The following is a 24,663-nucleotide window of genomic DNA, read 5'->3' as shown; positions in this document are numbered from 1 at the left end:
CAGATTACTGCGGGTTAGCAGGTTTACGCGGGCGGCGTCGGCGCTGCCCCTCGCCTGCCGGTTTCCCTTCGCCGCTACGCCACGGGTTTTCACCGGCTGGTTTGCTGTCGTTATTACGACGCGGCGGTTTGCCCGAAGATTTCGGCGCGCCACCTTCGGCACGACGCGGCTGCTGACCGCGACCACCGCCACCCTGACCGCGACCGCCGCCCTGACGACCGTTCTGAATTGGCTCAGCTTTGATCGACGGGTCCACTTCATAACCCGGGGTTTCAATGCGCGGGATCTCTTTCTTCAGCAGGCGTTCGATGTCGCGCAGCAGCTTGTGTTCATCCACGCAGACCAGAGAGAGCGCTTCCCCGGTTGCCGCCGCACGGCCGGTACGGCCGATACGGTGCACGTAGTCTTCCGGCACGTTTGGCAGCTCGTAGTTCACCACGTGCGGCAGCTCTTCAATGTCCAGGCCACGGGCGGCGATGTCGGTTGCCACCAGCACACGTATGTCGCCGGATTTAAAATCAGCCAGCGCGCGGGTACGCGCACCTTGACTCTTGTTGCCGTGGATCGCCGCGCTGCGAATACCGTCTTTATTGAGCTGTTCCGCCAGGTGGTTAGCGCCGTGCTTGGTGCGGGTAAAGACCAGTACCTGCTGCCAGTTGCCCTGGCCGATCATCTGGGAGAGCAGTTCCCGCTTGCGCTTCTTATCCACAAAGTGCACGTGCTGCGTCACCTGCTCGGAGGCGGTATTGCGGCGCGCGACTTCCACTTCCAGCGGGTTATGCAGCAGCTTTTCCGCCAGTGCCTTGATCTCGTCGGAGAAAGTCGCGGAGAAGAGCAGGTTCTGACGACGCGTCGGCAGCTTCGCCAGCACGCGGCGAATGTCGTGGATGAAGCCCATATCCAGCATACGGTCGGCTTCGTCCAGCACCAGAATTTCGATGTTATCGAGCTTCACCGCGTTCTGGTGTTCCAGATCCAGCAGACGCCCCGGCGTTGCCACCAGCACGTCCACGCCGCCGCGCAGCTTCATCATCTGTGGGTTAATGCTTACCCCGCCGAAAACCACCAGCGAACGAATGTTGAGGTAGCGGCTGTATTCACGCACGTTCTCGCCAATCTGGGCCGCCAGTTCGCGGGTTGGGGTGAGGATCAGCGCACGCACCGGACGACGGCCTTTGGCGTGCGGCTGGTTTTTTACCAACAGCTCCAGCAGCGGCAGGGTAAAGCCCGCGGTCTTACCGGTACCGGTCTGCGCGCTTGCCATCAGGTCACGGCCCTGCAAAACGGCCGGAATGGCCTGCTGCTGGATAGGGGTTGGCTCAACGTAGCCCTGCTCTGCGATGGCGCGCAGAATTTCCGGGTTCAGACCAAGGGAATCAAAAGACATAAAAACTCCGAACCGCCCCGACCATCACAGGTGTAGTTTTCAGGGAGATATAACGAATAGAAGGACAAAAACCACAATGTCGCGAAGGAGCGGAGTGTAGCAGCTTTTGTGACGTGGCGCATAAAATATCCCCGGCGATGACTCGACGTTTGCGCAAATCAGGCATAATCTTAATCAATCGATTGATTAATTTTTAATGCTGCTATGAATACAACCCCAACGACAACCAAAGGCGAACAGGCGAAAAGTCAGCTTATCGCCGCCGCGCTGGCGCAGTTTGGCGAGTATGGTCTGCATGCTACCACGCGGGATATCGCCGCTCAGGCCGGGCAGAATATTGCGGCCATCACCTACTATTTTGGCTCAAAAGAGGATTTATACCTCGCCTGCGCCCAGTGGATCGCGGATTTTATCGGCACCAGCTTTCGCCCGCACGTGGAAGAAGCCACCGCGCTGTTCAGCCAGCCAGAGCCTGACCGGGCTGCCATCCGCCAGCTGATCCTTAACGCCTGTCACAACATGATCCGCTTGCTGACGCACGACGATACGCTGAACCTGAGCAAATTTATCTCCCGCGAGCAGCTCTCCCCCACTACCGCGTACCAGCTGGTGCACGATCAGGTGATCGCCCCGATGCACAGCCATCTGACCCGGCTGATCGCCGCCTATACCGGACGGGACGCCAGCGATACCGACACCATTTTGCATACCCACGCCCTGCTGGGCGAAGTGCTCGCCTTCCGTCTGGGGCGTGAGACCATCCTGTTACGTACGGGCTGGACACAATTCGATGAGGATAAAGCCGCGCAAATTAGCCAGGTCATTACCTGTCACGTTGATCTGATCCTGCAAGGCTTAACGCAAAGGAGCCAGAAGTCATGAAAAAACCTGTCGCCATCATTCTGGTGGTTGTTGTGTTACTTGCTGCGGGAATCGGTGGCTGGCTGTGGTATCAGAGCCAGCAGGATCGTGGCCTGACGCTGTACGGCAACGTGGATATCCGCACCGTGAACATGAGCTTCCGCGTCGGCGGACGGCTGGCCTCGCTGAACGTTGACGAAGGCGATGCCATCAAAGCCGGGCAGACGCTGGGAATGCTGGACAAAGCCCCGTTTGAGAACGCGCTGATGCAGGCAAAAGCAGGCGTCTCCGTCGCACAGGCGCAATACGACCTGATGCTGGCGGGCTACCGTGACGAAGAGATCTCCCAGGCGGCCGCTGCCGTTAAGCAGGCAAAAGCCGCCTATGACTATGCGCAGAATTTCTATAACCGTCAGCAAGGCTTATGGAAAAGCCGTACTATTTCCGCCAACGACCTGGAAAACGCGCGCTCATCCCGCGACCAGGCACAGGCGACGCTGAAATCTGCCCAGGATAAGCTAAGCCAGTACCGCACCGGTAACCGTGCGCAGGACATTGCCCAGGCGAAGGCCAGCCTTGAGCAGGCGCAGGCGCAGTTAGCCCAGGCGGAGCTGGATCTGCACGACACCACGTTAGTCGCCCCGTCTGACGGCACGCTGATGACCCGCGCCGTGGAGCCGGGCAGCATGCTCAGCGCGGGCAGCACCGTGTTAACGCTCTCCTTAACCCGTCCGGTGTGGGTGCGCGCTTACATTGATGAGCCAAATCTGGGCCAGATGCAGCCGGGCCGCGAACTGCTGCTCTATACCGACGGTCGCCCGGACAAGCCGTATCACGGCAAAGTGGGCTTCGTCTCCCCTACCGCCGAGTTCACGCCAAAAACCGTTGAAACCCCGGACCTGCGTACCGACCTGGTGTATCGCCTGCGCATCATCGTCACCGATGCGGACGACGCGCTGCGTCAGGGCATGCCTGTTACCGTGACCTTAAACGACGGGGAACGACATGAATGATGCGGTTATCCAGCTCAACAATCTGGTCAAACGCTTCCCGGGAATGGCTAAACCGGCGGTCGCGCCGCTGAATTGTACGATTCAGAAAGGCTATGTGACCGGGCTGGTGGGGCCGGACGGCGCGGGTAAAACCACGCTGATGCGGATGCTGGCGGGATTGCTGAAGCCGGATGAAGGCAGTGCCAGCGTGCTTGGCCTCGATCCGATCAAAGACGACGCGGCGCTCCACGGCATGCTCGGCTATATGCCGCAGAAGTTTGGTCTGTACGAAGATCTGACGGTAATGGAAAACCTCAACCTGTATGCCGATCTGCGCAGCGTTACCGGCGAAACCCGGCAGAAAACCTTCCAGCGTCTGCTGGCGTTTACCTCCCTCGGCCCGTTCACCGACCGGCTGGCGGGCAAACTTTCCGGCGGGATGAAGCAGAAGCTGGGGCTGGCCTGCACGCTGGTGGGCGAACCGAAGGTGCTCTTGCTGGATGAACCCGGCGTGGGCGTGGACCCGATTTCCCGCCGCGAGCTGTGGCAGATGGTGCACGAGCTGGCGGGTGACGGCATGCTGATCCTCTGGAGTACCTCTTACCTTGATGAAGCAGAGCAGTGCCGCGACGTGCTGCTGATGAATGAAGGCGAACTGCTCTATCAGGGCGAACCCACCGAGCTGACGCAAACCATGGCCGGGCGCAGTTTTCTGCTGCACAGCGCGCAGGAGTCCAACCGCAAGCTGCTGCAACGGGTACTGAAGCTGCCGCAGGTGAGCGACGGGATGATTCAGGGCCGTTCGGTGCGCGTGATCCTCAATAAAGAGACTACCGCCGACGATATCCGCCGTGCGCAGGGTATGCCTGAGATCGACATGACAGAGACCGCGCCGCGCTTTGAAGATGCGTTTATCGATCTGCTGGGCGGGGCGGGAACCTCAGAATCACCGCTTGGCGCCATCCTGCACACGGTGGAAGGCACGCCGGGCGAAACGGTCATTGAAGCAAAATCGCTCACCAAAAAATTCGGCGATTTCGCCGCCACCGATAACGTCAATTTTGCCGTGAAGCGCGGCGAGATTTTTGGCCTGCTCGGGCCGAACGGCGCGGGAAAATCGACCACCTTTAAGATGATGTGCGGCCTGCTGGTGCCGACGTCCGGCAAGGCACTGGTGCTGGATATGGATCTGAAAGTCAGCTCCGGCAAGGCGCGCCAGCACCTGGGCTATATGGCGCAGAAGTTTTCGCTCTACGGCAACCTGACGGTGGAGCAAAATCTGCGATTTTTCTCCGGCGTCTATGGCCTGCGGGGACGGGCACAGAATGAGAAGATCGGCCGCATGTGCGACGCCTTCGGCCTGACCGATATCGCCTCACACGCTACCGACGCTCTGCCTCTTGGCTTCAAACAGCGGCTGGCGCTGGCCTGCTCACTGATGCACGAGCCAGATATCCTGTTTCTTGATGAACCGACTTCAGGCGTGGACCCCCTCACCCGCCGCGAATTCTGGCTGCATATCAATAGCATGGTGGAAAAAGGCGTGACCGTGATGGTCACCACCCACTTTATGGACGAGGCAGAGTATTGCGACCGCATCGGGCTGGTCTATCGCGGCAAGCTGATTGCCCACGGCACCCCGGATGACCTGAAAGCGCAGGCCGCCGACGACGCGCAGCCAGACCCGACCATGGAGCAGGCGTTTATCACCCTCATCCACGACTGGGATAAGGAGAATACTCATGCGCAGTAACGCCCTTTCCTGGCGCCGGGTGCGCGCCCTGTGCGTCAAAGAGACGCGGCAGATTGTGCGTGACCCCAGCAGCTGGCTGATTGCGGTGGTGATCCCCCTGCTGCTGCTGTTTATTTTCGGCTACGGGATTAACCTCGACTCCAGCAAGCTGCGGGTCGGGATTTTGCTGGAGCAGCAGAGCGAAGAGGCGCTGGACTTCACCCACGCCATGACCGGCTCGCCCTACATCGATGCCACCATCAGCGACAACCGGCAGGAACTGATCCAGAAAATGCAGGCCGGAAAAATTCGCGGTCTGATCGTCATTCCGGTCGATTTTGCCGCCAATATGGCACGCCCGGGCGCCGATGCGCCAATTCAGGTGATCACCGACGGCAGCGAGCCTAACACCGCCAACTTCGTGCAGGGCTATGCGGAGGGGATCTGGCAGCTCTGGCAGATGCAGCGCGCCGAAGACCGGGGGGAAAAGTTTGAACCGCTGATTGACGTGCAGACGCGCTACTGGTTTAACCCCGCCGCCATCAGCCAGCATTTTATTATTCCGGGGGCGGTCACCATCATCATGACGGTGATTGGCGCGATCCTCACCTCGCTGGTGATCGCCCGCGAATGGGAGCGCGGCACCATGGAGGCGCTGCTCTCGACCGAAGTGACGCGCGTCGAGCTGCTGCTCTGCAAGCTGATCCCCTACTACTTCCTCGGCATGCTGGCGATGCTGCTGTGTATGCTGGTCTCGGTATTTATTCTTAGCGTGCCGTACCGCGGCTCGCTGGTGCTGCTGTTCTTTATTACCAGCCTGTTTTTGCTCAGCACGCTGGGGATGGGACTGTTAATTTCTACCATCACCCGCAACCAGTTTAACGCCGCGCAGGTGGCGCTTAATGCCGCCTTCCTGCCGTCGATTATGCTCTCCGGCTTTATCTTCCAGATAGACAGTATGCCGGCGGTGATCCGCGCCGTGACGTACATCATTCCGGCGCGCTACTTTGTGAGCACCCTGCAAAGCCTGTTCCTGGCGGGAAATATTCCGGTGGTGCTGATTATCAACACCCTGTTTTTGCTGGCGTCGGCGGTGATGTTTATCGGGCTGACGTGGATGAAAACGAAAAGAAGATTAGATTAGCCATCGGATTTTGTAGGTCGGGTAAGCGCAAGCGCCACCCGACAGGAGGACGACGCGATGTTTCACCGTTTATGGACATTGATCCGCAAAGAGCTGCAATCCTTGCTGCGCGAGCCGCAGACCCGCGCCATTCTGGTGCTGCCGGTGCTGCTTCAGGTTGTACTGTTTCCGTTTGCCGCCACACTCGAGGTCACCAACGCCACCATCGCCATTTACAACGAAGACAACGGCAAGCATTCCGTCGAGTTGACGCAGCGTTTCGCCCGCGCCAAAGCCTTTACCCATGTCCTGCTTCTGGAAAGCCCGCAGGCGATCCAGCCCACCATCGACACGCAAAAAGCATTATTGCTGGTACGCTTCCCGGCGGACTTCTCCCGCAACCTGGACACATTCCAGACCGCGCCGATGCAGCTGATCCTCGACGGACGTAACTCCAACAGCGCCCAGATTGCGGCGAACTATTTGCAACAGGTGGTGAAGGATTACCAGCAGGAGCTGATGGCAGGCAAACCCAAACCCAACAACAGCGAGCTGGTGGTGCGCAACTGGTACAACCCGAACCTGGACTATAAATGGTTTGTGGTGCCGTCATTAATCGCCATGATCACCACCATTGGCGTGATGATTGTCACCTCGCTGTCCGTGGCGCGCGAACGTGAGCAAGGTACGCTGGATCAGCTGCTGGTCTCACCGCTCGCCACCTGGCAGATATTTGTCGGCAAGGCGGTGCCGGCACTGATTGTCGCGACGTTCCAGGCCACCATCGTGCTGGGGGTGGGAATATGGGCGTACCAGATCCCGTTTGCCGGATCGCTGGCGCTGTTTTACTTCACGATGGTGATTTACGGCCTGTCGCTGGTGGGGTTTGGGCTGCTGATTTCCGCGCTCTGCTCAACGCAGCAGCAGGCGTTTATCGGGGTGTTTGTCTTTATGATGCCGGCGATCTTGCTTTCAGGGTACGTTTCGCCAGTGGAGAACATGCCGGTGTGGTTACAGGATTTGACGTGGATAAACCCAATTCGTCACTTCACGGATATCACCAAGCAAATCTATCTGAAGGATGCGAGTCTGGATATTGTGTGGGGAAGTTTGTGGCCGCTACTGGTCATCGCGGCCACAACGGGCTCAGTGGCCTATGCGATGTTTAGACGAAACATCGCGTAGCTTTTTCTCTTTGGTGAGCAACGACACCACCGCAGGCCCTGCGAGGATAGCCAGACCCGCCAGGGCCAGCAGCAGGTTGTTTTGCAGCACGCGTGACAACAGCCACAGGACGATCATTGCCGCACCAAAATACCAGGTGGTGGTGAGCTCTTCGAGCACATCACCCACTTCACGCCAGCGCGCGTCGTGGTGACGCTGTAAAAACAGCATCGACAGCACGGTCACGCCGTAAACCACGCATAACCCTAAGCCGACACGCACCAGCGTGCCGCTCATCCAGCCCATCACCAGTACGGCCACGACCAGTAAATGCAACATTATCTGCCAGCAACTCAAACCGGTTGCGACACGAACGCGTTGTTGCCACTTCATGGCTTCTCTCCTGAAGGATTTTTCTCTGCTAATTCAGACTACCGCACTTTACGGAAAATTCCGTAACGCCGCATCTTTTTGTGACGCCTACTACACTTTATTTTCATCGGGATAGTCACCCAGGAAGGTGTTTATGAGCAAAAAAACGCAGCATTTCTCGCTTAAGGTGCTGACGATAAACATTCATAAGGGCTTCACAGCATTTAACCGCCGCTTCATTTTACCGGAGCTGCGCGACGCGGTACGCACCGTCAGCGCCGATATTGTCTGCCTCCAGGAGGTCATGGGCGCGCACGAAGTGCACCCGATGCATTTCGAAAACTGGCCCGACACGCCCCATTACGAATTTCTGGCGGATACCATGTGGAGCGATTACGCCTACGGGCGCAATGCGGTCTACCCGGAGGGGCATCACGGTAACGCGGTGCTGTCGCGTTTTCCTATCGAGCATTATGAGAACCGCGACGTCTCCGTTGGCGAGAGCGAAAAACGCGGGCTGTTATACTGTCGTATCACCCCCCCGGCGCTCGATTTTCCCATTCATGTGGGCTGTGTTCATCTTGGCCTGCGTGAAGCCCACCGTCAGGCCCAGCTACAGATGCTGGCAGACTGGACCAATGCGCTGCCGGAGGGCGAGCCCGTAGTGGTGGCCGGTGATTTCAACGACTGGCGACAGCGGGCCAACCATCCGCTGAAGGTGAAGGCGGGGCTGGAGGAGATCTTTACCCGCTCACGCGGTCGTCCCGCGCGGACGTTTCCGGTGCGCTTCCCCCTGCTGCGCCTTGACCGCATCTACGTAAAAAATGCCCACGCCAGCAGCCCGACGGCGCTGGCTTTACTCAACTGGCGACATCTCTCCGACCATGCCCCACTCAGCGCGGAGATCCACTTATGAAATGCTCATGGCAGGAAGGTAACCGTATTACGCTGCTGGAAAATGGCGATAACTTTTATCCGGCGGTTTTTGAGGCGATTAGCCACGCACAGCAGAAAGTCTTTCTCGAAACGTTTATCTGGTTTGAAGACGACGTGGGCAGGCAGTTGCACAGCGCACTGCTGCATGCCGCCCGTCGCGGTGTAAAAATCGAGGTTCTGCTCGACGGATATGGTTCGCCGGATCTCAGCGACGAATTTGTTAACGAGCTCACCGCCGCAGGGGTGGTGTTCCGCTATTACGATCCCGGCCCGCGTCTGTTCGGCATGCGCACCAACCTGTTCCGCCGAATGCACCGCAAAATTGTGGTGGTGGATGAAACGGTGGCCTTCGTTGGCGGCATTAACTACTCCGCCGAGCATATGTCGGATTACGGTCCCGAAGCTAAACAGGACTACGCGATCCGTATCGAAGGACCGGTGGTTCAGGACATCCAGCTGTTCGTGCTGGAAAACTTACCCGGCAAAGAGGCCGCACGCCGCTGGTGGCGACGCCGCCATCGCCCGGAAGAGAACCGCAAGCCCGGCGAGGCGCAGGCGCTGTTCGTCTGGCGGGATAACGAGGAGCACCGGGACGATATCGAGCGTCATTACCTGAAGATGCTGGCGAACGCGAAGCGCGAGGTGATTATCGCCAACGCCTATTTCTTCCCCGGTTACCGGATTTTGCACGCCATGCGCAACGCGGCCCGACGCGGCGTGAGCGTGAAGCTTATCGTGCAGGGTGAGCCCGATATGCCGATTGTGAAGGTGGGCGCGCGTCTGCTCTATCGCTATCTGGTCAAAAGCGGCGTGCAGATCTATGAATATCGCCGCCGCCCGCTGCACGGCAAAGTCGCCGTGATGGATGACCACTGGGCGACCGTTGGCTCCAGCAACCTCGATCCGCTGAGCTTATCGCTCAATCTGGAAGCGAACCTGATCATCCACGATCGCCAGTTTAATCAGACCCTGCGCGATAACCTTCAGGGTCTTATCAATAAAGACTGCGTGCGTGTGGATGAGTCCATGGTGCCGAAACGGAGCTGGTGGAACGTGGGCATCGGCGTGGTGGTGTTCCACTTCCTGCGCCACTTCCCGGCCATGGTGGGCTGGCTGCCCGCGCATACGCCGAAACTGGCGCTGGTGGATCCGCCTGTGCAACCCGAAATGGAAACCCAGGACCGCGTAGAGGCGGAAGATGGAGGGAAAACCTGATGTCGAAATCTCATCCTCGCTGGCGGCTGGCGAAAAAAATCCTGACCTGGCTGTTCTTCATTGCCGTCGCGGTCCTGCTGGTGGTGTATGCCCAAAAGGTGGACTGGGAAGAGGTGTGGAAAGTTATTCGCAACTACAACCGGACAGTCCTGCTGGGGGCCGTTGGGCTGGTGATTGTGAGCTACCTGATGTACGGCTGCTATGACCTGCTGGGACGTGCCTACTGCGGACATAAGCTTGCCAAACGGCAGGTTATGCTGGTGTCATTCATCTGCTACGCCTTTAACCTGACGCTGAGCACCTGGGTGGGCGGGATTGGTATGCGCTATCGCCTGTACTCCCGCCTTGGCTTACCGGGCGGCACCATCACGCGTATTTTCTCCTTAAGCATCACCACCAACTGGCTGGGGTATATCCTGCTGGGCGGGGTGATTTTCACCATCGGCGTGGTGCAGCTGCCTGCGCACTGGTACATCGATGAGGCTACCCTGCGCATCCTGGGCATCGTACTGCTGCTGATCATCGCCGCCTACCTGTGGGCCTGCGCCTTTGCCAAACGTCGTCACATGACCATTAAAGGCCAGAAGCTGGTGCTGCCGTCATGGAAGTTTGCCGTCCTGCAAATGGTGGTTTCCAGCGCTAACTGGATGGCGATGGGGGCCATTATCTGGCTGTTGATTGGCGAAGATGTGAACTACTTCTTCGTGCTGGGCGTGCTGCTGGTAAGCAGTATTGCCGGGGTGATTGTGCATATTCCGGCGGGTATTGGCGTACTGGAGGCGGTGTTTATCGCGCTGCTTGCGGGGGAGCATGTGTCTCACGGGACGATTATCGCCGCCCTGCTCGCGTACCGCATGATCTACTACTTCCTGCCGCTGGCGCTGGCAACGGTCTGTTATCTGGTGCTGGAGAGTCGGGCGAAGAAGCTGCGCGCGAAGAACGAGAGGATGTTGGCGAAGTGAGTTGTGTCGGGTAGCGCTGCGGTCTGATGCCCTCACCCCGGCCCTCTCCCACGGGGAGAGGGAGAAAAGCCCGCACCGTGCAATCCCCTCTCCCTGAGGGAGAGGGTTAGGGTGAGGGGGAAATAACTAGCGACGGTTGCCGAAGATACGCAGCAGCATCAGGAACAGGTTGATGAAGTCCAGATAAAGCGTCAGCGCGCCCAGAATCGAGTATTTGCGCAGGTTTGAACTGTCGCGAACATCAATTTGTTCACCGATGTTTTTCAGCTTCTGGGTGTCGTAAGCGGTTAAGCCCACGAAGATCACCACCCCGATATAGGTCACCGCCCACATCAGCGCGTCACTCTTCAGCCACAGGTTCACCAGCGACGCCAGCACAATCCCAATCAGCCCCATAAACAGCATGTTGCCGAAGCCGCTCAGGTCACGTTTGGTGGTGTAACCGTACAGGCTCATCACACCGAACATCCCGCCGGTCACCACAAACGTGCTGGCGATGGAAGAGTAGGTGTAAACGATGAAAATACTGGAAAGCGTCAGCCCGGTCAGCGCCGAATAGAGCATAAACAGCGTGGTCGCCATACCCGCACTGAGCTTGTGCACCAGCCCGGAGAGCACGAACACCAGCGCCAGTTGCGCAATAATCAGCCCAAAGAAGGTGATTTTGCTTGAGAAGATAAACATCATCAGTTCAGGCGTGTTTGCCGCATACCACGCGATAAACGCGGTAAGCAGCAGGCCAACCGTCATCCAGCCATACACCTGAGCCATGTAGGTTTGCAGCCCGCTACGGGTCTGCTGAACTATCGAATCGGAACGCGGAAATCGGTCCATGATTCACTCCTGATTAAGTAAACACACACGTTAAGAGTAACACATCCGCGTAAACCAACTACCAACGGCTGGCGGCATGCTTATCGCTGTCGCGTGATTCTACCCAGCGCTCACCTTCCGGCGTCGCTTCACGCTTCCAGAACGGCGCTTTGGTTTTAAGGTAATCCATGATGAACTCCCCCGCCGCAAAAGCACTCCCGCGATGGGCGCTGGTGACGCCGACAAACACAATCTCTTCGCCGGGCCACATTTCGCCGATGCGATGGATAACCGTAACGCGCCCTAGCGGCCAGCGGCCTCGCGCCTCTTCCACAATGGCCGCCAGCGATTTTTCGGTCATTCCCGGATAGTGCTCCAGCGTCAGCGCTTTTACGCTGTCGCCGAGATTATGATTACGCACTTTCCCGGTAAACGTCACGACCGCGCCGTCTTCGTCGCGCCCGGCCAGCCAGTCATATTCCGTGCCCACGTTAAAACGCTCATGGCCGACCAGAATTCGGGTTTCCGTCATCTTAACCCCCTGTGACCGGCGGGAAGAAGGCCACTTCGTCCCCATCGGCCAGCGGGTGGGTTAACTCCACCAGCGTCTGGTTCACGGCGGCCAGCAGTTTGCCTTCGTCCAGCGCCAGCGCCCAGCGGTCGCCTTGCGCCGCCAGATGCGCACGCAGGGCGGCGACGTTTTCGAAAGCGCCGTCCAGCGTCAGGCTGTCGGTATTGACCAGCTCACGGACCTGGGCAAAAAAGAGCACCTTAATCATGGCTTACCACCTTAAAATCGCCGGATTTGCCGCCGCTTTTTGCCAGCAGACGCACCGGGCCAATCACCATATCTTTCTGCACCGCTTTACACATGTCGTAGATGGTCAGCGCCGCCACGGAGGCCGCCGTCAACGCCTCCATCTCCACGCCGGTTTTCCCGGTTAAGCGGCACAGGGACTCGATACGCACGCGGTTATACTCCGGCTGCGCCTGCAAATTTACCTCCACTTTGCTGAGCATCAACGGATGGCAGAGCGGGATGAGGTCCCAGGTACGTTTAGCGGCCTGAATACCGGCGATGCGGGCGGTGGCAAACACGTCACCCTTGTGATGGCTGCCGTCGATAATCATCGCCAGCGTCTCCGGCAGCATGGTGACGAACGCTTCAGCACGCGCCTCGCGCACCGTTTCGGCTTTGGCGGAGACATCCACCATATGCGCTTCGCCAGCGGCGTTTATGTGGGTCAGTTGTGACATAGCTTATTTCTTTAAATGGGGATGGAAATTACACGGACGGGTACGGGCATCCAGCTGCGGGGCAATAATGTTTTCCCACGCGGTGCGGCAGGCTTTGGTCGACCCCGGCATGGCGAAGATCAGCGTCTTATTCGCCACCCCCGCGACGGCACGGGACTGAAGCGTAGAGGTACCAATCTCTTCAAACGAGAGCATGCGGAACACTTCGCCGAAGCCTTCCACTTCGCGATCGAACAGCGGGAGCAGCGCTTCCGGCGCCTGGTCGCCTGCGGTAAAGCCGGTGCCGCCAGTGATCAGCACCACCTGGACGTCATCACCCGCAATCCACTGTGAGACCTGAGCGCGAATGGCGTAACGGTTTTCTTTGACGATCGCTTTATCAACAATCTGGTGTCCGGCTTCGTGTGCCGCCTCGCGCAGCCAGTGGCCGGAGGTATCATCCTCTTCACCACGACGATCGGAAACGGTAAGAATAGCAATGCGTGTCGGGATAAATTCCGCGCTTACCTGACTCATCTTCTGGTTCCTTCTAAAGCCTGATTACCCGCCGATATAGGACAGGTTCTGAGTAATGCCGGTGTTGCCCTGATGCAGGAAATGGGTCTGCTTTTTGTGCGTCAGCGCCTCGGAAATGCGTGCTTCAAGCGCGTCCTGTTGGGCGTCATCTTCCAGCAAATCGCGCAGATCGACGCCGCCATCCCCGAACAGGCAAAGATGGAGCTTGCCGACGGAGGAGACGCGCAGACGGTTGCAGCTGGCACAGAAGTCTTTTTCATAGGGCATGATCAGGCCGATTTCGCCTTCATAATCCGGATGACAAAAGACCTGCGCCGGGCCATCGCTGCGCTGGCGGATCTGGTGGATCCAGCCGCGTTTCAGCAGTTCGTCGCGCAGAACCATGCCGGAGATATGATGGCGACGGAACAGCTCGCTACCCTCCCCGGTCTCCATCAGCTCAATAAAACGCAGTTGAATGCGGCGCGGTTTGATCCACGCCAGGAAAGTGTCCAGCTGATGGTGGTTCACATCACGCATCAACACGGTATTGACTTTGACCTTGTCGAAACCGGCGGTGAACGCGGCATCGATGCCGTCCATCACCTGCTGGAACTTATCCTGGCCGGTAATGGCGTGGAACTGACGGGCGTCCAGGCTATCGACGCTGACGTTGATCGCCGTCAGCCCCGCATCGCGCCAGTTCGCCACGTCACGCGCCATGCGGTAACCGTTGGTGGTCACCGCGATCTGGCGGATACGTTCGTTTTCACGCACGGCGGCAATGATGTCAGGGAAATCACGGCGCAGGGAGGGCTCTCCCCCGGTAAGACGCACTTTTTCCGTGCCAAGTTCAGAGAACGCGCGCGTGACGCGGCGTACTTCATCCACGGAGAGAAAGCCATTATTGGTGACGCTGCCCGGCTTGTAGCCATCGGGCAGGCAGTAGGTGCAACGGAAGTTACACACGTCGGTAATCGACAAACGTAAGTAGAAAAACTTACGCGCGAAAGCATCAGTAAGTTGTGAAGCCATGTACACCTTTCCAGATCGGGAGGCACAGTCATTTCTTTCTGTACCCTGGTGGCAAATCCGCCACGGCCAGGGCGCCATATCTCTCGACACAGGCGCCAGGGCTAGAGTGTATGTTTTCAGTTTTGAAAACGTGGTTATGGCGATAGTAGCGTGGAAATCGCCACTTCGCCATTGTCGCTTTTCGCTATATAAATTTATATATAACGATGTTATCGTGCATTTTCACTACAGAATACGCAAAAACAGCGCTTTCGCATTGATATACGTCATTATGGTTTGTGAGAGGCATCGTCTTTTAGGAGTAGTTGCGTTACTGTGACGCAAGCTTAACAGGATAAGGAATAGGTATGCGCAATCGCACTTTTGCGGATCTGGACCGTGTGGTCGCTCTTGGCGGAGGTCACGGTCTGGGACGAGTGATGTCGTCGTTATCGTCACTGGGCTCGCGCCTGACGGGCATCGTGACAACAACGGACAACGGCGGCTCAACCGGGCGGATCCGACGCGCTGAAGGCGGGATTGCCTGGGGTGACATGCGCAATTGCCTCAACCAGCTTATCACGGAGCCAAGCGTGGCCTCGGCGATGTTTGAGTACCGTTTTGGCGGGAATGGTGAACTTTCAGGCCATAACCTTGGAAATCTGATGTTAAAGGCGCTGGATCACCTGAGCGTGCGCCCTCTGGAAGCGATCAATTTAATTCGTAACCTGTTAAAGGTGGATGCATTCCTGATCCCGATGTCCGAACAGCCGGTGGATTTAATGGCGATCGATGCCGACGATCACGAAGTGTATGGTGAAGTGAATATCGACCAGCTTCTTCTTCCGCCAAAAGAGCTAATGACCTACCCCAGCGTACCCGCAACGCGTGAAGCGGTAGAAGCGATTGCCGAGGCCGATCTGATCCTGATTGGGCCGGGAAGTTTTTATACCAGCCTGATGCCGATCCTGCTGGTGAAAGAGCTGGCGCAGGCGCTGCGCAGAACGCCTGCGCCCATGGTCTATATCGGTAATTTAGGCCGCGAACTCAGCCCGGCGGCGGCAAGCCTGTCGCTGGCGGATAAGCTGGACCTGATGGAACAGTACGTTGGTAAGAAAATTATCGATGGTGTCGTGGTCGGGCCAAAAGTGGATGTATCGGGGATTGGCGATCGCGTGGTGGTGCAGGAGCCGCTGGAAGCCAGCGATATTAAATATCGCCACGACCGCCATCTGCTGCGCGAGGCGCTGGAAAAGGCGATTCAGGCATTAGGTTAGGTTCGTTTTGTGCGGCCTGATGCCCTCACCCCGGCCCTCTCCCACAGGGAGAGGGCGAAAACGCCACCGGGCAAAAAACTACGATGCCGCAATAAACAGATCCCGCAGCTGATGCAGCTGATCGCGGATTTGCGCGGCCTCTTCGAACTCCAGGTTCTGCGCATGCTGCATCATCTGCCCTTCCAGCTCGTGGATCTTCTGCTGCAACGCTTTCGGCGTCAGCGCGACGGTATCCTCTTCCACCACTGAACGGGCCTTGCTGCGGCCTTTCGCTTTGGTCTTCGCAATGTTCTGACCCAGCGCCAGGATATCCACCACCTTCTTGTTCAGCCCCTGCGGCGTGATGCCGTGCTCTTCGTTGTAGCGCTGCTGCTTCTCGCGACGACGTTCCGTTTCGCCAATCGCTTTGGCCATCGACGGGGTGATTTTATCCCCGTACAGGATCGCCTTCCCGTTGACGTTACGCGCGGCGCGGCCAATGGTCTGGATCAGCGAGCGCTCGGAACGCAGGAAGCCCTCTTTGTCCGCGTCCAGAATCGCCACCAGCGACACCTCAGGCATATCCAGCCCTTCTCGCAGAAGGTTAATACCGACCAGCACGTCGAACTCGCCCAGACGCAGATCGCGGATGATCTCCATACGCTCCACGGTATCGATATCCGAGTGCAGATACCGCACCTTCTCGCCGTGTTCTTCCAGATACTCCGTCAAATCTTCCGCCATACGTTTGGTGAGCGTGGTAACCAGCACGCGCTCGTTGATGGCGGAGCGGGCACGTATTTCCGAGAGCAGATCGTCCACCTGCGTCGCCACCGGACGCACCTCGATAATCGGATCCAGCAGCCCGGTCGGACGCACCACCTGGTCCACCACGTCATCACCGGATTTTTCCAGCTCGTAGTTGCCCGGCGTGGCCGATACGTAGATGGTCTGCGGAGCAAGCGCCTCAAATTCTTCAAACTTCATCGGACGGTTGTCCAGCGCTGACGGCAGTCGGAACCCGTACTCCACCAGCGTCTCTTTACGCGCGCGGTCACCGCGGTACATCCCGCCGATCTGGGGGATCGTAACGTGGGATTCGTCGATCACCAGCAGGCCGTCCGCCGGAAGGTAGTCAAACAGCGTCGGCGGCGCTTCGCCCGGCCCGCGCCCGGAGAGGTAGCGCGAGTAGTTTTCGATGCCGGAGCAGTAGCCCAGCTCGTTCATCATCTCCAGATCGAACTGGGTACGCTGGCTCAGGCGCTGCTCTTCCAGCAGCTTATTGTTCGCCAGCAGCACCTTGCGGCGGTCCGCCAGCTCGGTTTTGATCTCTTCCATCGCCTGCACAATACGCTCGCGCGGCGTTACATAGTGCGTTTTCGGGTAGATGGTGAAGCGCTGGATCACCGACTCGACGTGACCGGTCAACGGATCGAACAGCGACAGGCGTTCAACCTCTTCGTCGAACAGCTCCACGCGCAGCGCCATATCGTCCGACTCCGCCGGGAAGATATCAATCACCTCGCCGCGCACGCGGAAGGTCCCGCGCTGGAACGCCTGATCGTTACGGGTGTACTGCAACTCCGCCAGACGGCGCAAAATCGCACGCTGATCGATGATCATCCCCTGCGTCAGGTGCAGCATCATCTTGAGATAGAGATCCGGATCGCCCAGGCCGTAGATCGCCGACACCGAGGCCACCACCACCACATCACGACGCTCCAGCAGCGCCTTGGTCGCCGACAAACGCATCTGCTCGATATGTTCGTTCACCGAGGCATCTTTCTCGATAAACGTGTCGGAGCTGGGAACGTAGGCTTCCGGCTGGTAGTAGTCGTAGTAGGAGACGAAATACTCCACCGCGTTTTCCGGGAAGAACTCTTTCATCTCACCATACAGCTGCGCCGCCAGCGTTTTGTTCGGCGCGAGAACCATCGTCGGACGCTGGAGATCGGCAATGACGTTGGCAATGGTGAAGGTTTTGCCCGAACCGGTAACCCCCAGCAGGGTCTGGTGCGCCAGCCCGTCCTCCAGCCCCTCTTCCAGGCGACGAATAGCCTCGGGCTGATCCCCGGAAGGACGGAAAGCAGAATTCAGTTTAAACGGTTTACTCATGGGCGACGACCTGATGACAGAATAAGCGGCAGGTGAGTAATTTTACTCGTTGTGGCCAGGATTGCCAGTAAAAAACACTGGATGAAAAACCAGTAGCATGTCAGGATATTTAGCGTAGCGCAGAGAGGATTAGTGCGTTCGCGAGCCAAATTTCGACTGTGACAAAATAAAACACCAGCCTCAGGGGGTTATCCCCAGAACTATTACTTTTTTAACATTTGTCAAGGGCGGTTATGAAAGTTTTATGGCAACAGGTCTCGCTGGCGTTGAGGGAATTGCTTTTATCTAATTCGTTAAAAAATAAAGACTAATTTATTAAGCCGCGTTTCGCATCAATTTGGTTGTAACCCGCGTATTCTCTCGCTTATCGCGGGTTTTCTAACTCTAATGCACAAGGTTATCCACAGGAATAGTGGATAACTGCCTCCAGCCCGTACAGCATGCACTCCAGCAAATTCCCGGTTTTTCCCACGAAGCGGCAGTAAAAAATTTTTATCACTCTTTTTTGCCTGGAAAACGTTCATTTTTTCATAAGCGACTGGCGAGATCTTAATCACAATTCTGTCATTTCTCCTGCACCACAATTCGACATACGCAGCACCAGGAGTGTGCAATTCGTATAAACGTTCAGCTTTTGATAGTGAGTTATTCCTAAAAATGGCCTTTTTTTAATCATTATGAAGTTCCTGGCAGGCGTTTTGCAGACATCACTCTGTGCATCACCCCACACATTTTTAAGGAGAGAAAGATGTTGAGTCTGCGTGCTGTAAATCAGTTTTACGGAAGCCAACATACGCTATGGAACGTGAATATCGATTTCCCGCAAGGCATCTGTACGGGCATTGTTGGCCTGCCTGGCATGGGCAAATCCACGCTTATGAACTGCATTACCGGAAAGGTGCCCGTCGAGAGCGGCACCATCATCTGGCATGAGGCTGGCGCGCCGCCGCATAACTTGCTCAACCCTGCGTCAGCATTCCCGGCGCCGCCGACGATAGGCTACGTCCCGCAGGATCGGCGAATATTTTCTCAGCTCACCGTCGATGAAAATCTGCATATCGCTATGCGGGCGACGGGGAAACCCGACCCGGCATCAAAAAGTGACGTGTATGCCCTGTTTCCGGAGCTCTATCCGCTGCGACAGAGCCGTGCCTCTGCGCTGTCCCCTGACGACCAGTATCAGCTGGCCCTCGCCAGTGCGCTGGTTAATCGTCCGCGCGTGTTGATTCTGGATGAGCCCATGCATGGCGCAGGGCACGGTTTCGCGCGCAGGCTGGGGCAGTTGCTGGTGCGGTTGAATCGGGAGCTGGGAATGACGGTGCTGTTAGCGGAGCAACAGCTGTCGTTTATCCGCCGGGTAGCGGATCGTTTCTGCATGCTCTATCGCGGACGTAACGTGGCACAGGGCCACGTTAACGAGCTGGATGACGACCTTATTGCGCACTGGATGGCGCGGGACATAAGGCGCTGAGGTCGAGATAGCGTCCGGTTTCCGCCTGCTCTGCGCCGTCGGCAAGCCTCGGGATCTCGCCGAGAAACGGCGCAGGCAGCACCCGCTTCAGCGTCGCCAGATACTCAGCATGACGTTTACCCGGCGCTACCACGTCATTGGCAATCCACCCTGCCAGACGCAACCCGGCCTGCTGCACGGCCTGGGCGGTCAGCATGGCGTGATTGATACAGCCAAGCTTCACGCCAACCACCAGAATGACCGGAAGCTGCTCGGCCTGCACCCAGTCAGCAAATGTCTGCTCGTCGGACAGCGGGGTAAACCAGCCGCCAGCCCCCTCCACCAGCACCCAGTCGGCCTGTGTTTCCAGGTCGCGTAACCCGGAAGAGAGCACCGAAAAATCAATCGGACGATCTTCATCGACGCTGACGATGTGCGGCGAGGTGGGTTCAGCAAAGGTATAGGGGTTCACCGCAGAATAGGCCAGCGTAAGGCTGCTGTTACGCTGTAGCGCCAGCGCATCGGTATTACGTAAGCCTTCCGGCGTCATCTCGCTGCCGGAGGCTACGGGCTTATACCCGGCCGTAGTTTTCCCCAGCAGACGCGCCGCCTGCAACAGCGCGGCGCTGGCAACCGTTTTACCGACTTCAGTGTCCGTGCCGGTAATAAAATAACGTTCAGTCACGTTCAATAATCCCATGAAAAAGATGATAAGAGAGCGGGAACCGGCCCTGCTCCTGCGGCCAGGCCAGCTCGAGACGCTGGAGTTGGCCGCGGGTAAGGGGTTTCTTCTCCCGTCCGGCGTGCAGGTGCGTCGCGCCTATACCCTTAAGCGATCGCATGGCGCTTAACGCATCGCTAAATTCGAGGGTGACGGTCTGGACCATGCAGCGATAGCGCCAGCCTGCCAGCGCCTGAGTGACCTGTTGGTGCGAGAGAAACCGGTTGGCGTGCGGCTGCGCATCCACTGCCCTCCACGCCTGATTCAGCTCTGGCAACGAACTTTCCAGCAGGGTGGTAAAGGCCACCGCTCCGCCGGGCCGTGCCACACGGTAAAGCTCGCGTAGGGCCTGCGGCAGGCTGGCGCACCACTGCACCGCCAGATGGCTCCAGACAAGGTCAAACAGCGCATCCTCCAGCGGGATGGCCTCGATATCGGCCACCAGATAACGGTCTGCTGACTGCTGCTGGCGGGCCTCATCCAGCATCTGCGCGGATAAATCCAGCGCCGTGACGTGGCTACCCGTTGCGCGCCAGTAGCGGCTATTGCCGCCAGGCCCGCAGCCAGCGTCGAGCACCTGCGCAAAACGCCCCTCACCGAGCGCGGCCAGCAGCCCGCGGGCGCTCAGGCGTTGCAGCTCATCGTGCTGTGAATAGCTTTGCGCTGCCCGGCCAAACGCGGCGGCAACGGCCTGTTTATTGACAGGAGACATACAGTGCCTCCAGAAGCGTATCGATATCCTGCGGCTCGTGCGCTGCCGTGAGCGTCAGACGCAAGCGCGCGGTGCCTGGCGGCACGGTGGGTGGGCGGATCGCCGTGACCCACTGCCCCCGCTCTCGTAGCGCCTGTGCCAGCATCAGCGCCCGAGGGTTTTCACCCACAATCACGGGCTGAATGGCGCTGTGCGAGTCGGTAAGCCGGTAAGGCAGTGCGCTTACCCCCCGGCGAAAACGCTGAATATGGTCGGCCAGGCGCGCCCGGCGTTCAGCGCCGTCTTCGCCGCGGATCACCGCAAGCGACGCAGAGAGCGCCACGGCCTGCGCCGGGGGCATGCTGGTGCTGTAGATCAGGTGCCGGGCGAACTGCACCAGGTAATCGGCCACCGGCTCGCTGCACAACACCGCGGCGCCGCTGACGCCGAAGCCTTTGCCGAAAGTGACCACCAGCAGTTCCGGCCTGACGCGTTGCTGGTGCGCGCTTCCGCGCCCCTCCTCGCCGGTGACGCCAATACCGTGGGCATCGTCGACCAGCAGCCAGGCGTTCTGCTGTTTTGCGACGTCATGCAAGGTGGCAAGGGGCGCGCTGTCGCCGTCCATGCTGAATACCCCTTCCGTCACCGCCAGCTGAAGCCCTGAACAGGGTTTACCCAGCAGGACGTTCAGCTGAGAGGCATCGTTATGGGCAAAACGCCGCAGCTGCGCCGGGCTGAGACTGGCCGCTTCAAGCAGGGACGCGTGGCTCAGGCGGTCCGCGATGATGCGGTCGTCTTTGCCCATCAGGGCGGCAATCACCGCCTGATTCGCGGCAAAACCGGAGATAAACAGCAGCGCCCGCGGGTAGCCCAGCCAGTCGGCCAGCTCTTCCTCCAGCGCCTGATGCGCCGTGGTGTAGCCGCTGACGTGCCCGGAGCCACCGCTGCCCACGCCGTAACGATCCGCGCCCTGCTGCCAGGCGCGAACGATCTGCGGGTGCTGGCTCAGGCCCAGATAATCGTTGCTGGAGAAATTACAGAACCGCTCTCCTTCCCGGGAGAGAAAACGGCCTGCACCGTTTTCCACTACCCTGCGCACCCGAAACGCATCCGCCGCCCGCCGCTCGTCGAGCGCGGTCCTGATACGTGCCTGCCAGGTCATACGGCTGCCGCGTTGTAGAACTGGTCGGTGTCGGCGTTAAACATCTGCTGCTCCAGCTGCTGCTGTTGCTCGTTATCCCCCGCCTGTACCTCGGACTGGTGTGGGTTCAGCCCCAGCTTGCGGAACAGCTGGACATCTTTGTCCTCTTCCGGGTTTGGCGTGGTCAGCAGTTTGCAGCCGTAGAAGATGGAGTTGGCCCCGGCCATGAAGCACATCGCCTGGGTCTGCTCGCTCATCTGCTCGCGACCGGCAGAGAGGCGAACGTAAGAGGTCGGCATCATAATGCGCGCCACCGCGATGGTGCGGATGAAATCGAAGGCATCCACGTCCTCGTTATCCGCCAGCGGCGTCCCTTTTACCTTCACCAGCATGTTGATGGGCACGCTTTCCGGCGGGGTCGGCAGGTTTGCCAGCTGTAACAGCAGGCCGGCACGATCTTTTACCGTCTCTCCCAGTCCCACGATCCCGCCGGAACAGACCTTGATCCCCGCATCACGCACTTTATCCAGCGTGTCCAGACGCTCCTGATAGGTGCGCGTGGTGATGATGTTGCCGTAGAATTCCGGCGAGGTATCGAGGTTGTGGTTATAGTAATCCAGCCCCGCCGCCGAGAGACGCTGCGCCTGCTCTTCGTTCAGCGTACCAAGGGTCATGCAGGCTTCAAGCCCCATCTCCTTCACCCCCTTCACCATTTGCTCCAGATAGGGCATGTCGCGGTCATGCGGATTTTTCCACGCCGCGCCCATGCAGAAGCGGGTCGAGCCAGCGTTTTTGGCCTTGCGCGCGGAGTCGAGCACCTGCTCGACTTCCATCAGGCGCTCGGATTCGAGACCGGTTTTATAGCGCGCGCTTTGCGGGCAATATTTGCAGTCTTCCGGGCAAGCCCCGGTTTTGATCGACAGCAGCGTGCTGACCTGAACATGACGCGGATCGAAGTGCTGGCGGTGCACCTGTTGCGCCTCAAACATCAGCTCCAGGAAAGGTTTGTTGAATAATTCAGTGACTTGCGACATCGTCCAGCGTGCGTGGTGAGCCATCGGGCTTCTCCAAAGGGTTTTGTTAATTGTCGGTTCGGTTTATACTTGTAAACCTAAAACTTTTCAAAATGGTTTACAAGTCGATTATGACCCAGGACGATCTCGCCTTCGACAAGCAGCATATCTGGCACCCTTACACCTCCACGACCCGCCCCCTTCCCGTCTATCCGGTAGCCTCGGCCCACGGCTGCGAGCTGCATCTTGCCAGCGGCGAGCGGCTTGTTGACGGGATGTCCTCCTGGTGGGCGGCGATCCATGGCTACAACCACCCGCGACTGAACGCGGCGATGAAAGCGCAGATTGACCAGATGTCACACGTGATGTTTGGCGGGATCACGCATCAGCCCGCGGTGGATTTATGCCGTCGCCTGGTAGCGATGACGCCTGAATCGCTGGAGTGCGTTTTCCTGGCCGACTCCGGCTCGGTGGCCGTGGAAGTGGCGATGAAAATGGCGTTGCAGTACTGGCATGCGAAGGGCGAAACGCGCCAGCGGTTCCTTACCTTCCGCAACGGCTATCACGGCGACACTTTCGGCGCGATGTCGGTATGTGATCCGGACAACTCCATGCACAGCCTGTGGAAAGGCTATCTGCCAGAAAACCTGTTTGCGCCAGCACCGCAGAGCCGCTTCGACGGCGAATGGAACGAGATGGACATGGTGGGCTTCGCGCGGCTGATGGCGGCCCATCGCCACGAGATTGCCGCCGTTATTCTCGAACCGATTGTGCAGGGCGCGGGCGGAATGCGGATGTACCATCCCGAGTGGCTGAAGCGCATTCGGAAGATGTGCGACCGCGAAGGGATCCTGTTGATTGCCGATGAGATCGCCACCGGCTTTGGCCGCACCGGGAAATTGTTCGCCTGCGAGCATGCGGGGATCGCGCCGGATATTCTGTGCCTGGGGAAAGCGCTCACCGGCGGCACCATGACGCTCTCCGCCACGCTTACCACCCGCCAGGTTGCCGATACCATCAGCGACGGCGACGCGGGCTGCTTTATGCACGGCCCGACGTTTATGGGCAACCCGCTGGCCTGCGCCGTGGCAAGCGAAAGCCTCGCCATTCTGGAAAGCGGCGCATGGCAGACGCAGGTGGCGGCGATTGAGGCGCAGCTGAAGCAGCAGTTAAGCGCGGCGGCGGAGGCGGAATACGTCGCGGACGTCCGCGTACTGGGCGCCATCGGGGTAATCGAGACAACGCATCCGGTGAACATGGCCGCGTTGCAGCGCTTCTTCGTTGACCAGGGCGTGTGGGTGCGACCTTTCGGTAAGCTGATTTACCTCATGCCGCCGTACAGCATTTCTGCGGATCAGCTCCGCAAGCTGACCGGTGCAGTGGTTGAAGCCGTTAACACTTCAGCGCATTTCGCGATTTAACCCCATGCGTTACACTTTCTGAATGAGTGAGTAACGAGGGAAATCGGATGAAAATCATCAGTAAAGATTTGCGCGACGGCGAAAAGCTGCCGGAACGTCACGTGTTTAACGGGATGGGTTATCAGGGGGATAATATCTCTCCCCATCTGGCGTGGGACAATGTGCCAGCGGGAACCAAAAGTTTTGTCGTGACCTGCTACGATCCGGATGCGCCAACCGGGTCGGGCTGGTGGCACTGGATCGTGGCAAACCTGCCCGCCGACACGCGCGTGCTGCCGCAGGGCTCCGGTTCCGATCTGGTCGCTCTGCCTGACGGTGCGATTCAGACGCGCACTGACTTTGGCAAAGCGGGCTACGGCGGCGCGGCGCCGCCAAAAGGGGAAACGCACCGCTATATCTTCACCGTGCACGCGCTGGATGTGGACAAGATTGAGGTCGACGAAGGGGCGAGCGGCGCGATGGTAGGCTTTAACGTGCATTTCCATTCGCTGGGTAGCGCGTCGATTACGGCGATGTATTCGTAAAAAAAGCC

At 58.5% G+C, this 24,663-nt stretch carries 25 protein-coding genes and 1 riboswitch; of the genes, 12 read left to right on the top strand and 13 right to left on the bottom strand.

The window, feature by feature from the left end:
* Positions 1–4 precede the first annotated feature (4 nt).
* Positions 5–1,387 (bottom strand): ATP-dependent RNA helicase RhlE, encoded by a 1,383-nt coding sequence (rhlE, locus tag LOC22_RS17495; RefSeq protein ID WP_017693771.1) that lies wholly within the window; start codon positions 1,385–1,387, stop codon positions 5–7.
* Between the two features lie 204 nt (positions 1,388–1,591).
* Here rhlE and cecR point away from each other — a divergent pair, with 204 nt between their 5' ends.
* The 5 genes from cecR to LOC22_RS17470 are packed head-to-tail and all read left to right on the top strand — an operon-like array spanning position 1,592 to position 7,280.
* Positions 1,592–2,269 (top strand): transcriptional regulator CecR, encoded by a 678-nt coding sequence (cecR, locus tag LOC22_RS17490; RefSeq protein ID WP_017384928.1) that lies wholly within the window; start codon positions 1,592–1,594, stop codon positions 2,267–2,269.
* The gene (hlyD, locus tag LOC22_RS17485) at positions 2,266–3,261 is read left to right on the top strand and encodes a secretion protein HlyD (protein WP_023296152.1); all 996 of its coding nucleotides are present in this window, start codon (positions 2,266–2,268) and stop codon (positions 3,259–3,261) included. Before cecR ends, hlyD begins: the two co-directional genes overlap by 4 nt.
* The gene (locus tag LOC22_RS17480) at positions 3,254–4,993 is read left to right on the top strand and encodes an ATP-binding cassette domain-containing protein (RefSeq protein ID WP_230239087.1); all 1,740 of its coding nucleotides are present in this window, start codon (positions 3,254–3,256) and stop codon (positions 4,991–4,993) included. The genes hlyD and LOC22_RS17480 overlap by 8 nt, the downstream gene beginning before the upstream one ends.
* Positions 4,983–6,116, top strand: coding sequence for an ABC transporter permease (locus LOC22_RS17475; RefSeq protein WP_033486372.1), 1,134 nt, complete (start codon positions 4,983–4,985; stop codon positions 6,114–6,116). Before LOC22_RS17480 ends, LOC22_RS17475 begins: the two co-directional genes overlap by 11 nt.
* 57 nt (positions 6,117–6,173) lie before the next feature.
* Positions 6,174–7,280, top strand: a complete 1,107-nt coding sequence (locus tag LOC22_RS17470; protein WP_017384932.1) for an ABC transporter permease — start codon at positions 6,174–6,176, stop codon at positions 7,278–7,280.
* Here LOC22_RS17470 and LOC22_RS17465 read toward each other — a convergent pair.
* Positions 7,242–7,652, bottom strand: a complete 411-nt coding sequence (locus LOC22_RS17465) for a YbhQ family protein (protein WP_003858499.1) — start codon at positions 7,650–7,652, stop codon at positions 7,242–7,244. The two genes, LOC22_RS17470 and LOC22_RS17465, sit on opposite strands and share 39 nt — an antisense overlap.
* Before the next feature lie 133 nt (positions 7,653–7,785).
* On the opposite strand from LOC22_RS17465, the gene LOC22_RS17460 reads away from it, so the two are divergent.
* The 3 genes from LOC22_RS17460 to LOC22_RS17450 are packed head-to-tail and all read left to right on the top strand — an operon-like array spanning position 7,786 to position 10,744.
* The gene (locus LOC22_RS17460; protein ID WP_017384933.1) at positions 7,786–8,547 is read left to right on the top strand and encodes an endonuclease/exonuclease/phosphatase family protein; all 762 of its coding nucleotides are present in this window, start codon (positions 7,786–7,788) and stop codon (positions 8,545–8,547) included.
* Complete coding sequence (gene clsB / locus LOC22_RS17455) at positions 8,544–9,782, top strand: cardiolipin synthase ClsB (protein ID WP_058686642.1); 1,239 nt, start codon at positions 8,544–8,546, stop codon at positions 9,780–9,782. The genes LOC22_RS17460 and clsB overlap by 4 nt, the downstream gene beginning before the upstream one ends.
* Positions 9,782–10,744: a lysylphosphatidylglycerol synthase transmembrane domain-containing protein gene (locus tag LOC22_RS17450; protein ID WP_015571080.1), complete on the top strand. Its 963-nt coding sequence runs from the start codon at positions 9,782–9,784 to the stop codon at positions 10,742–10,744. The genes clsB and LOC22_RS17450 overlap by 1 nt, the downstream gene beginning before the upstream one ends.
* A 126-nt stretch (positions 10,745–10,870) precedes the next feature.
* Here the strand turns inward: LOC22_RS17450 and LOC22_RS17445 are convergent, their stop codons facing one another.
* From LOC22_RS17445 to moaA, 6 genes are all read right to left on the bottom strand, one after another.
* Complete coding sequence (locus LOC22_RS17445; protein ID WP_015571081.1) at positions 10,871–11,578, bottom strand: Bax inhibitor-1 family protein; 708 nt, start codon at positions 11,576–11,578, stop codon at positions 10,871–10,873.
* 58 nt (positions 11,579–11,636) lie between these two features.
* The gene (moaE, locus tag LOC22_RS17440) at positions 11,637–12,089 is read right to left on the bottom strand and encodes a molybdopterin synthase catalytic subunit MoaE (RefSeq protein ID WP_015571082.1); all 453 of its coding nucleotides are present in this window, start codon (positions 12,087–12,089) and stop codon (positions 11,637–11,639) included.
* 1 nt (position 12,090) lies between these two features.
* Positions 12,091–12,336: a molybdopterin synthase sulfur carrier subunit gene (moaD, locus tag LOC22_RS17435; protein WP_040117401.1), complete on the bottom strand. Its 246-nt coding sequence runs from the start codon at positions 12,334–12,336 to the stop codon at positions 12,091–12,093.
* On the bottom strand, positions 12,329–12,814 hold the full coding sequence (moaC, locus tag LOC22_RS17430; RefSeq protein WP_230239086.1) for a cyclic pyranopterin monophosphate synthase MoaC: 486 nt from the start codon (positions 12,812–12,814) through the stop codon (positions 12,329–12,331). Before moaC ends, moaD begins: the two co-directional genes overlap by 8 nt.
* A 3-nt stretch (positions 12,815–12,817) precedes the next feature.
* A complete protein-coding gene (gene moaB / locus LOC22_RS17425) occupies positions 12,818–13,330 on the bottom strand; it encodes a molybdenum cofactor biosynthesis protein B (RefSeq protein WP_045334163.1) in 513 nt (170 codons plus the stop codon).
* A gap of 24 nt (positions 13,331–13,354) precedes the next feature.
* A complete protein-coding gene (moaA, locus tag LOC22_RS17420) occupies positions 13,355–14,344 on the bottom strand; it encodes a GTP 3',8-cyclase MoaA (RefSeq protein WP_017384935.1) in 990 nt (329 codons plus the stop codon).
* Positions 14,332–14,465, bottom strand: a riboswitch (molybdenum cofactor riboswitch). Its footprint overlaps the gene before it by 13 nt.
* Positions 14,466–14,691: 226 nt before the next feature.
* Here moaA and yvcK point away from each other — a divergent pair.
* On the top strand, positions 14,692–15,600 hold the full coding sequence (yvcK, locus tag LOC22_RS17415) for a uridine diphosphate-N-acetylglucosamine-binding protein YvcK (RefSeq protein ID WP_017384936.1): 909 nt from the start codon (positions 14,692–14,694) through the stop codon (positions 15,598–15,600).
* Positions 15,601–15,678: 78 nt separating this feature from the next.
* Here yvcK and uvrB read toward each other — a convergent pair whose 3' ends face one another.
* Positions 15,679–17,694 (bottom strand): excinuclease ABC subunit UvrB, encoded by a 2,016-nt coding sequence (gene uvrB, locus LOC22_RS17410; RefSeq protein ID WP_023303330.1) that lies wholly within the window; start codon positions 17,692–17,694, stop codon positions 15,679–15,681.
* 748 nt (positions 17,695–18,442) lie between these two features.
* Here uvrB and LOC22_RS17405 point away from each other — a divergent pair.
* The gene (locus tag LOC22_RS17405; RefSeq protein WP_015571086.1) at positions 18,443–19,165 is read left to right on the top strand and encodes an ABC transporter ATP-binding protein; all 723 of its coding nucleotides are present in this window, start codon (positions 18,443–18,445) and stop codon (positions 19,163–19,165) included.
* On the opposite strand, the gene bioD is transcribed toward LOC22_RS17405, so the two are convergent.
* The 4 genes from bioD to bioB are packed head-to-tail and all read right to left on the bottom strand — an operon-like array spanning position 19,128 to position 22,755.
* On the bottom strand, positions 19,128–19,829 hold the full coding sequence (gene bioD / locus LOC22_RS17400) for a dethiobiotin synthase (protein ID WP_074181795.1): 702 nt from the start codon (positions 19,827–19,829) through the stop codon (positions 19,128–19,130). The two genes, LOC22_RS17405 and bioD, sit on opposite strands and share 38 nt — an antisense overlap.
* Positions 19,822–20,577, bottom strand: coding sequence for a malonyl-ACP O-methyltransferase BioC (bioC, locus tag LOC22_RS17395; RefSeq protein ID WP_032670301.1), 756 nt, complete (start codon positions 20,575–20,577; stop codon positions 19,822–19,824). Before bioC ends, bioD begins: the two co-directional genes overlap by 8 nt.
* Positions 20,561–21,718, bottom strand: coding sequence for an 8-amino-7-oxononanoate synthase (gene bioF / locus LOC22_RS17390; protein ID WP_033486378.1), 1,158 nt, complete (start codon positions 21,716–21,718; stop codon positions 20,561–20,563). Before bioF ends, bioC begins: the two co-directional genes overlap by 17 nt.
* Positions 21,715–22,755, bottom strand: a complete 1,041-nt coding sequence (gene bioB / locus LOC22_RS17385) for a biotin synthase BioB (RefSeq protein ID WP_230239085.1) — start codon at positions 22,753–22,755, stop codon at positions 21,715–21,717. The genes bioF and bioB overlap by 4 nt, the downstream gene beginning before the upstream one ends.
* Before the next feature lie 86 nt (positions 22,756–22,841).
* Here bioB and bioA point away from each other — a divergent pair, with 86 nt between their 5' ends.
* Together bioA and LOC22_RS17375 are read left to right on the top strand one after the other, a co-directional pair.
* Positions 22,842–24,131, top strand: a complete 1,290-nt coding sequence (gene bioA / locus LOC22_RS17380; RefSeq protein ID WP_017694117.1) for an adenosylmethionine--8-amino-7-oxononanoate transaminase — start codon at positions 22,842–22,844, stop codon at positions 24,129–24,131.
* 47 nt (positions 24,132–24,178) lie between these two features.
* Positions 24,179–24,655: a kinase inhibitor gene (locus LOC22_RS17375; protein WP_045906628.1), complete on the top strand. Its 477-nt coding sequence runs from the start codon at positions 24,179–24,181 to the stop codon at positions 24,653–24,655.
* Positions 24,656–24,663: the final 8 nt, after the last annotated feature.

The sequence above is a fragment of the Enterobacter sp. AN-K1 genome (assembly GCF_020971765.1).
Lineage (GTDB): Bacteria > Pseudomonadota > Gammaproteobacteria > Enterobacterales > Enterobacteriaceae > Enterobacter > Enterobacter hormaechei_C.
Note: the sequence above shows the minus strand (reverse complement) of the source record. Positions and strands in the feature narration are given on the sequence as shown.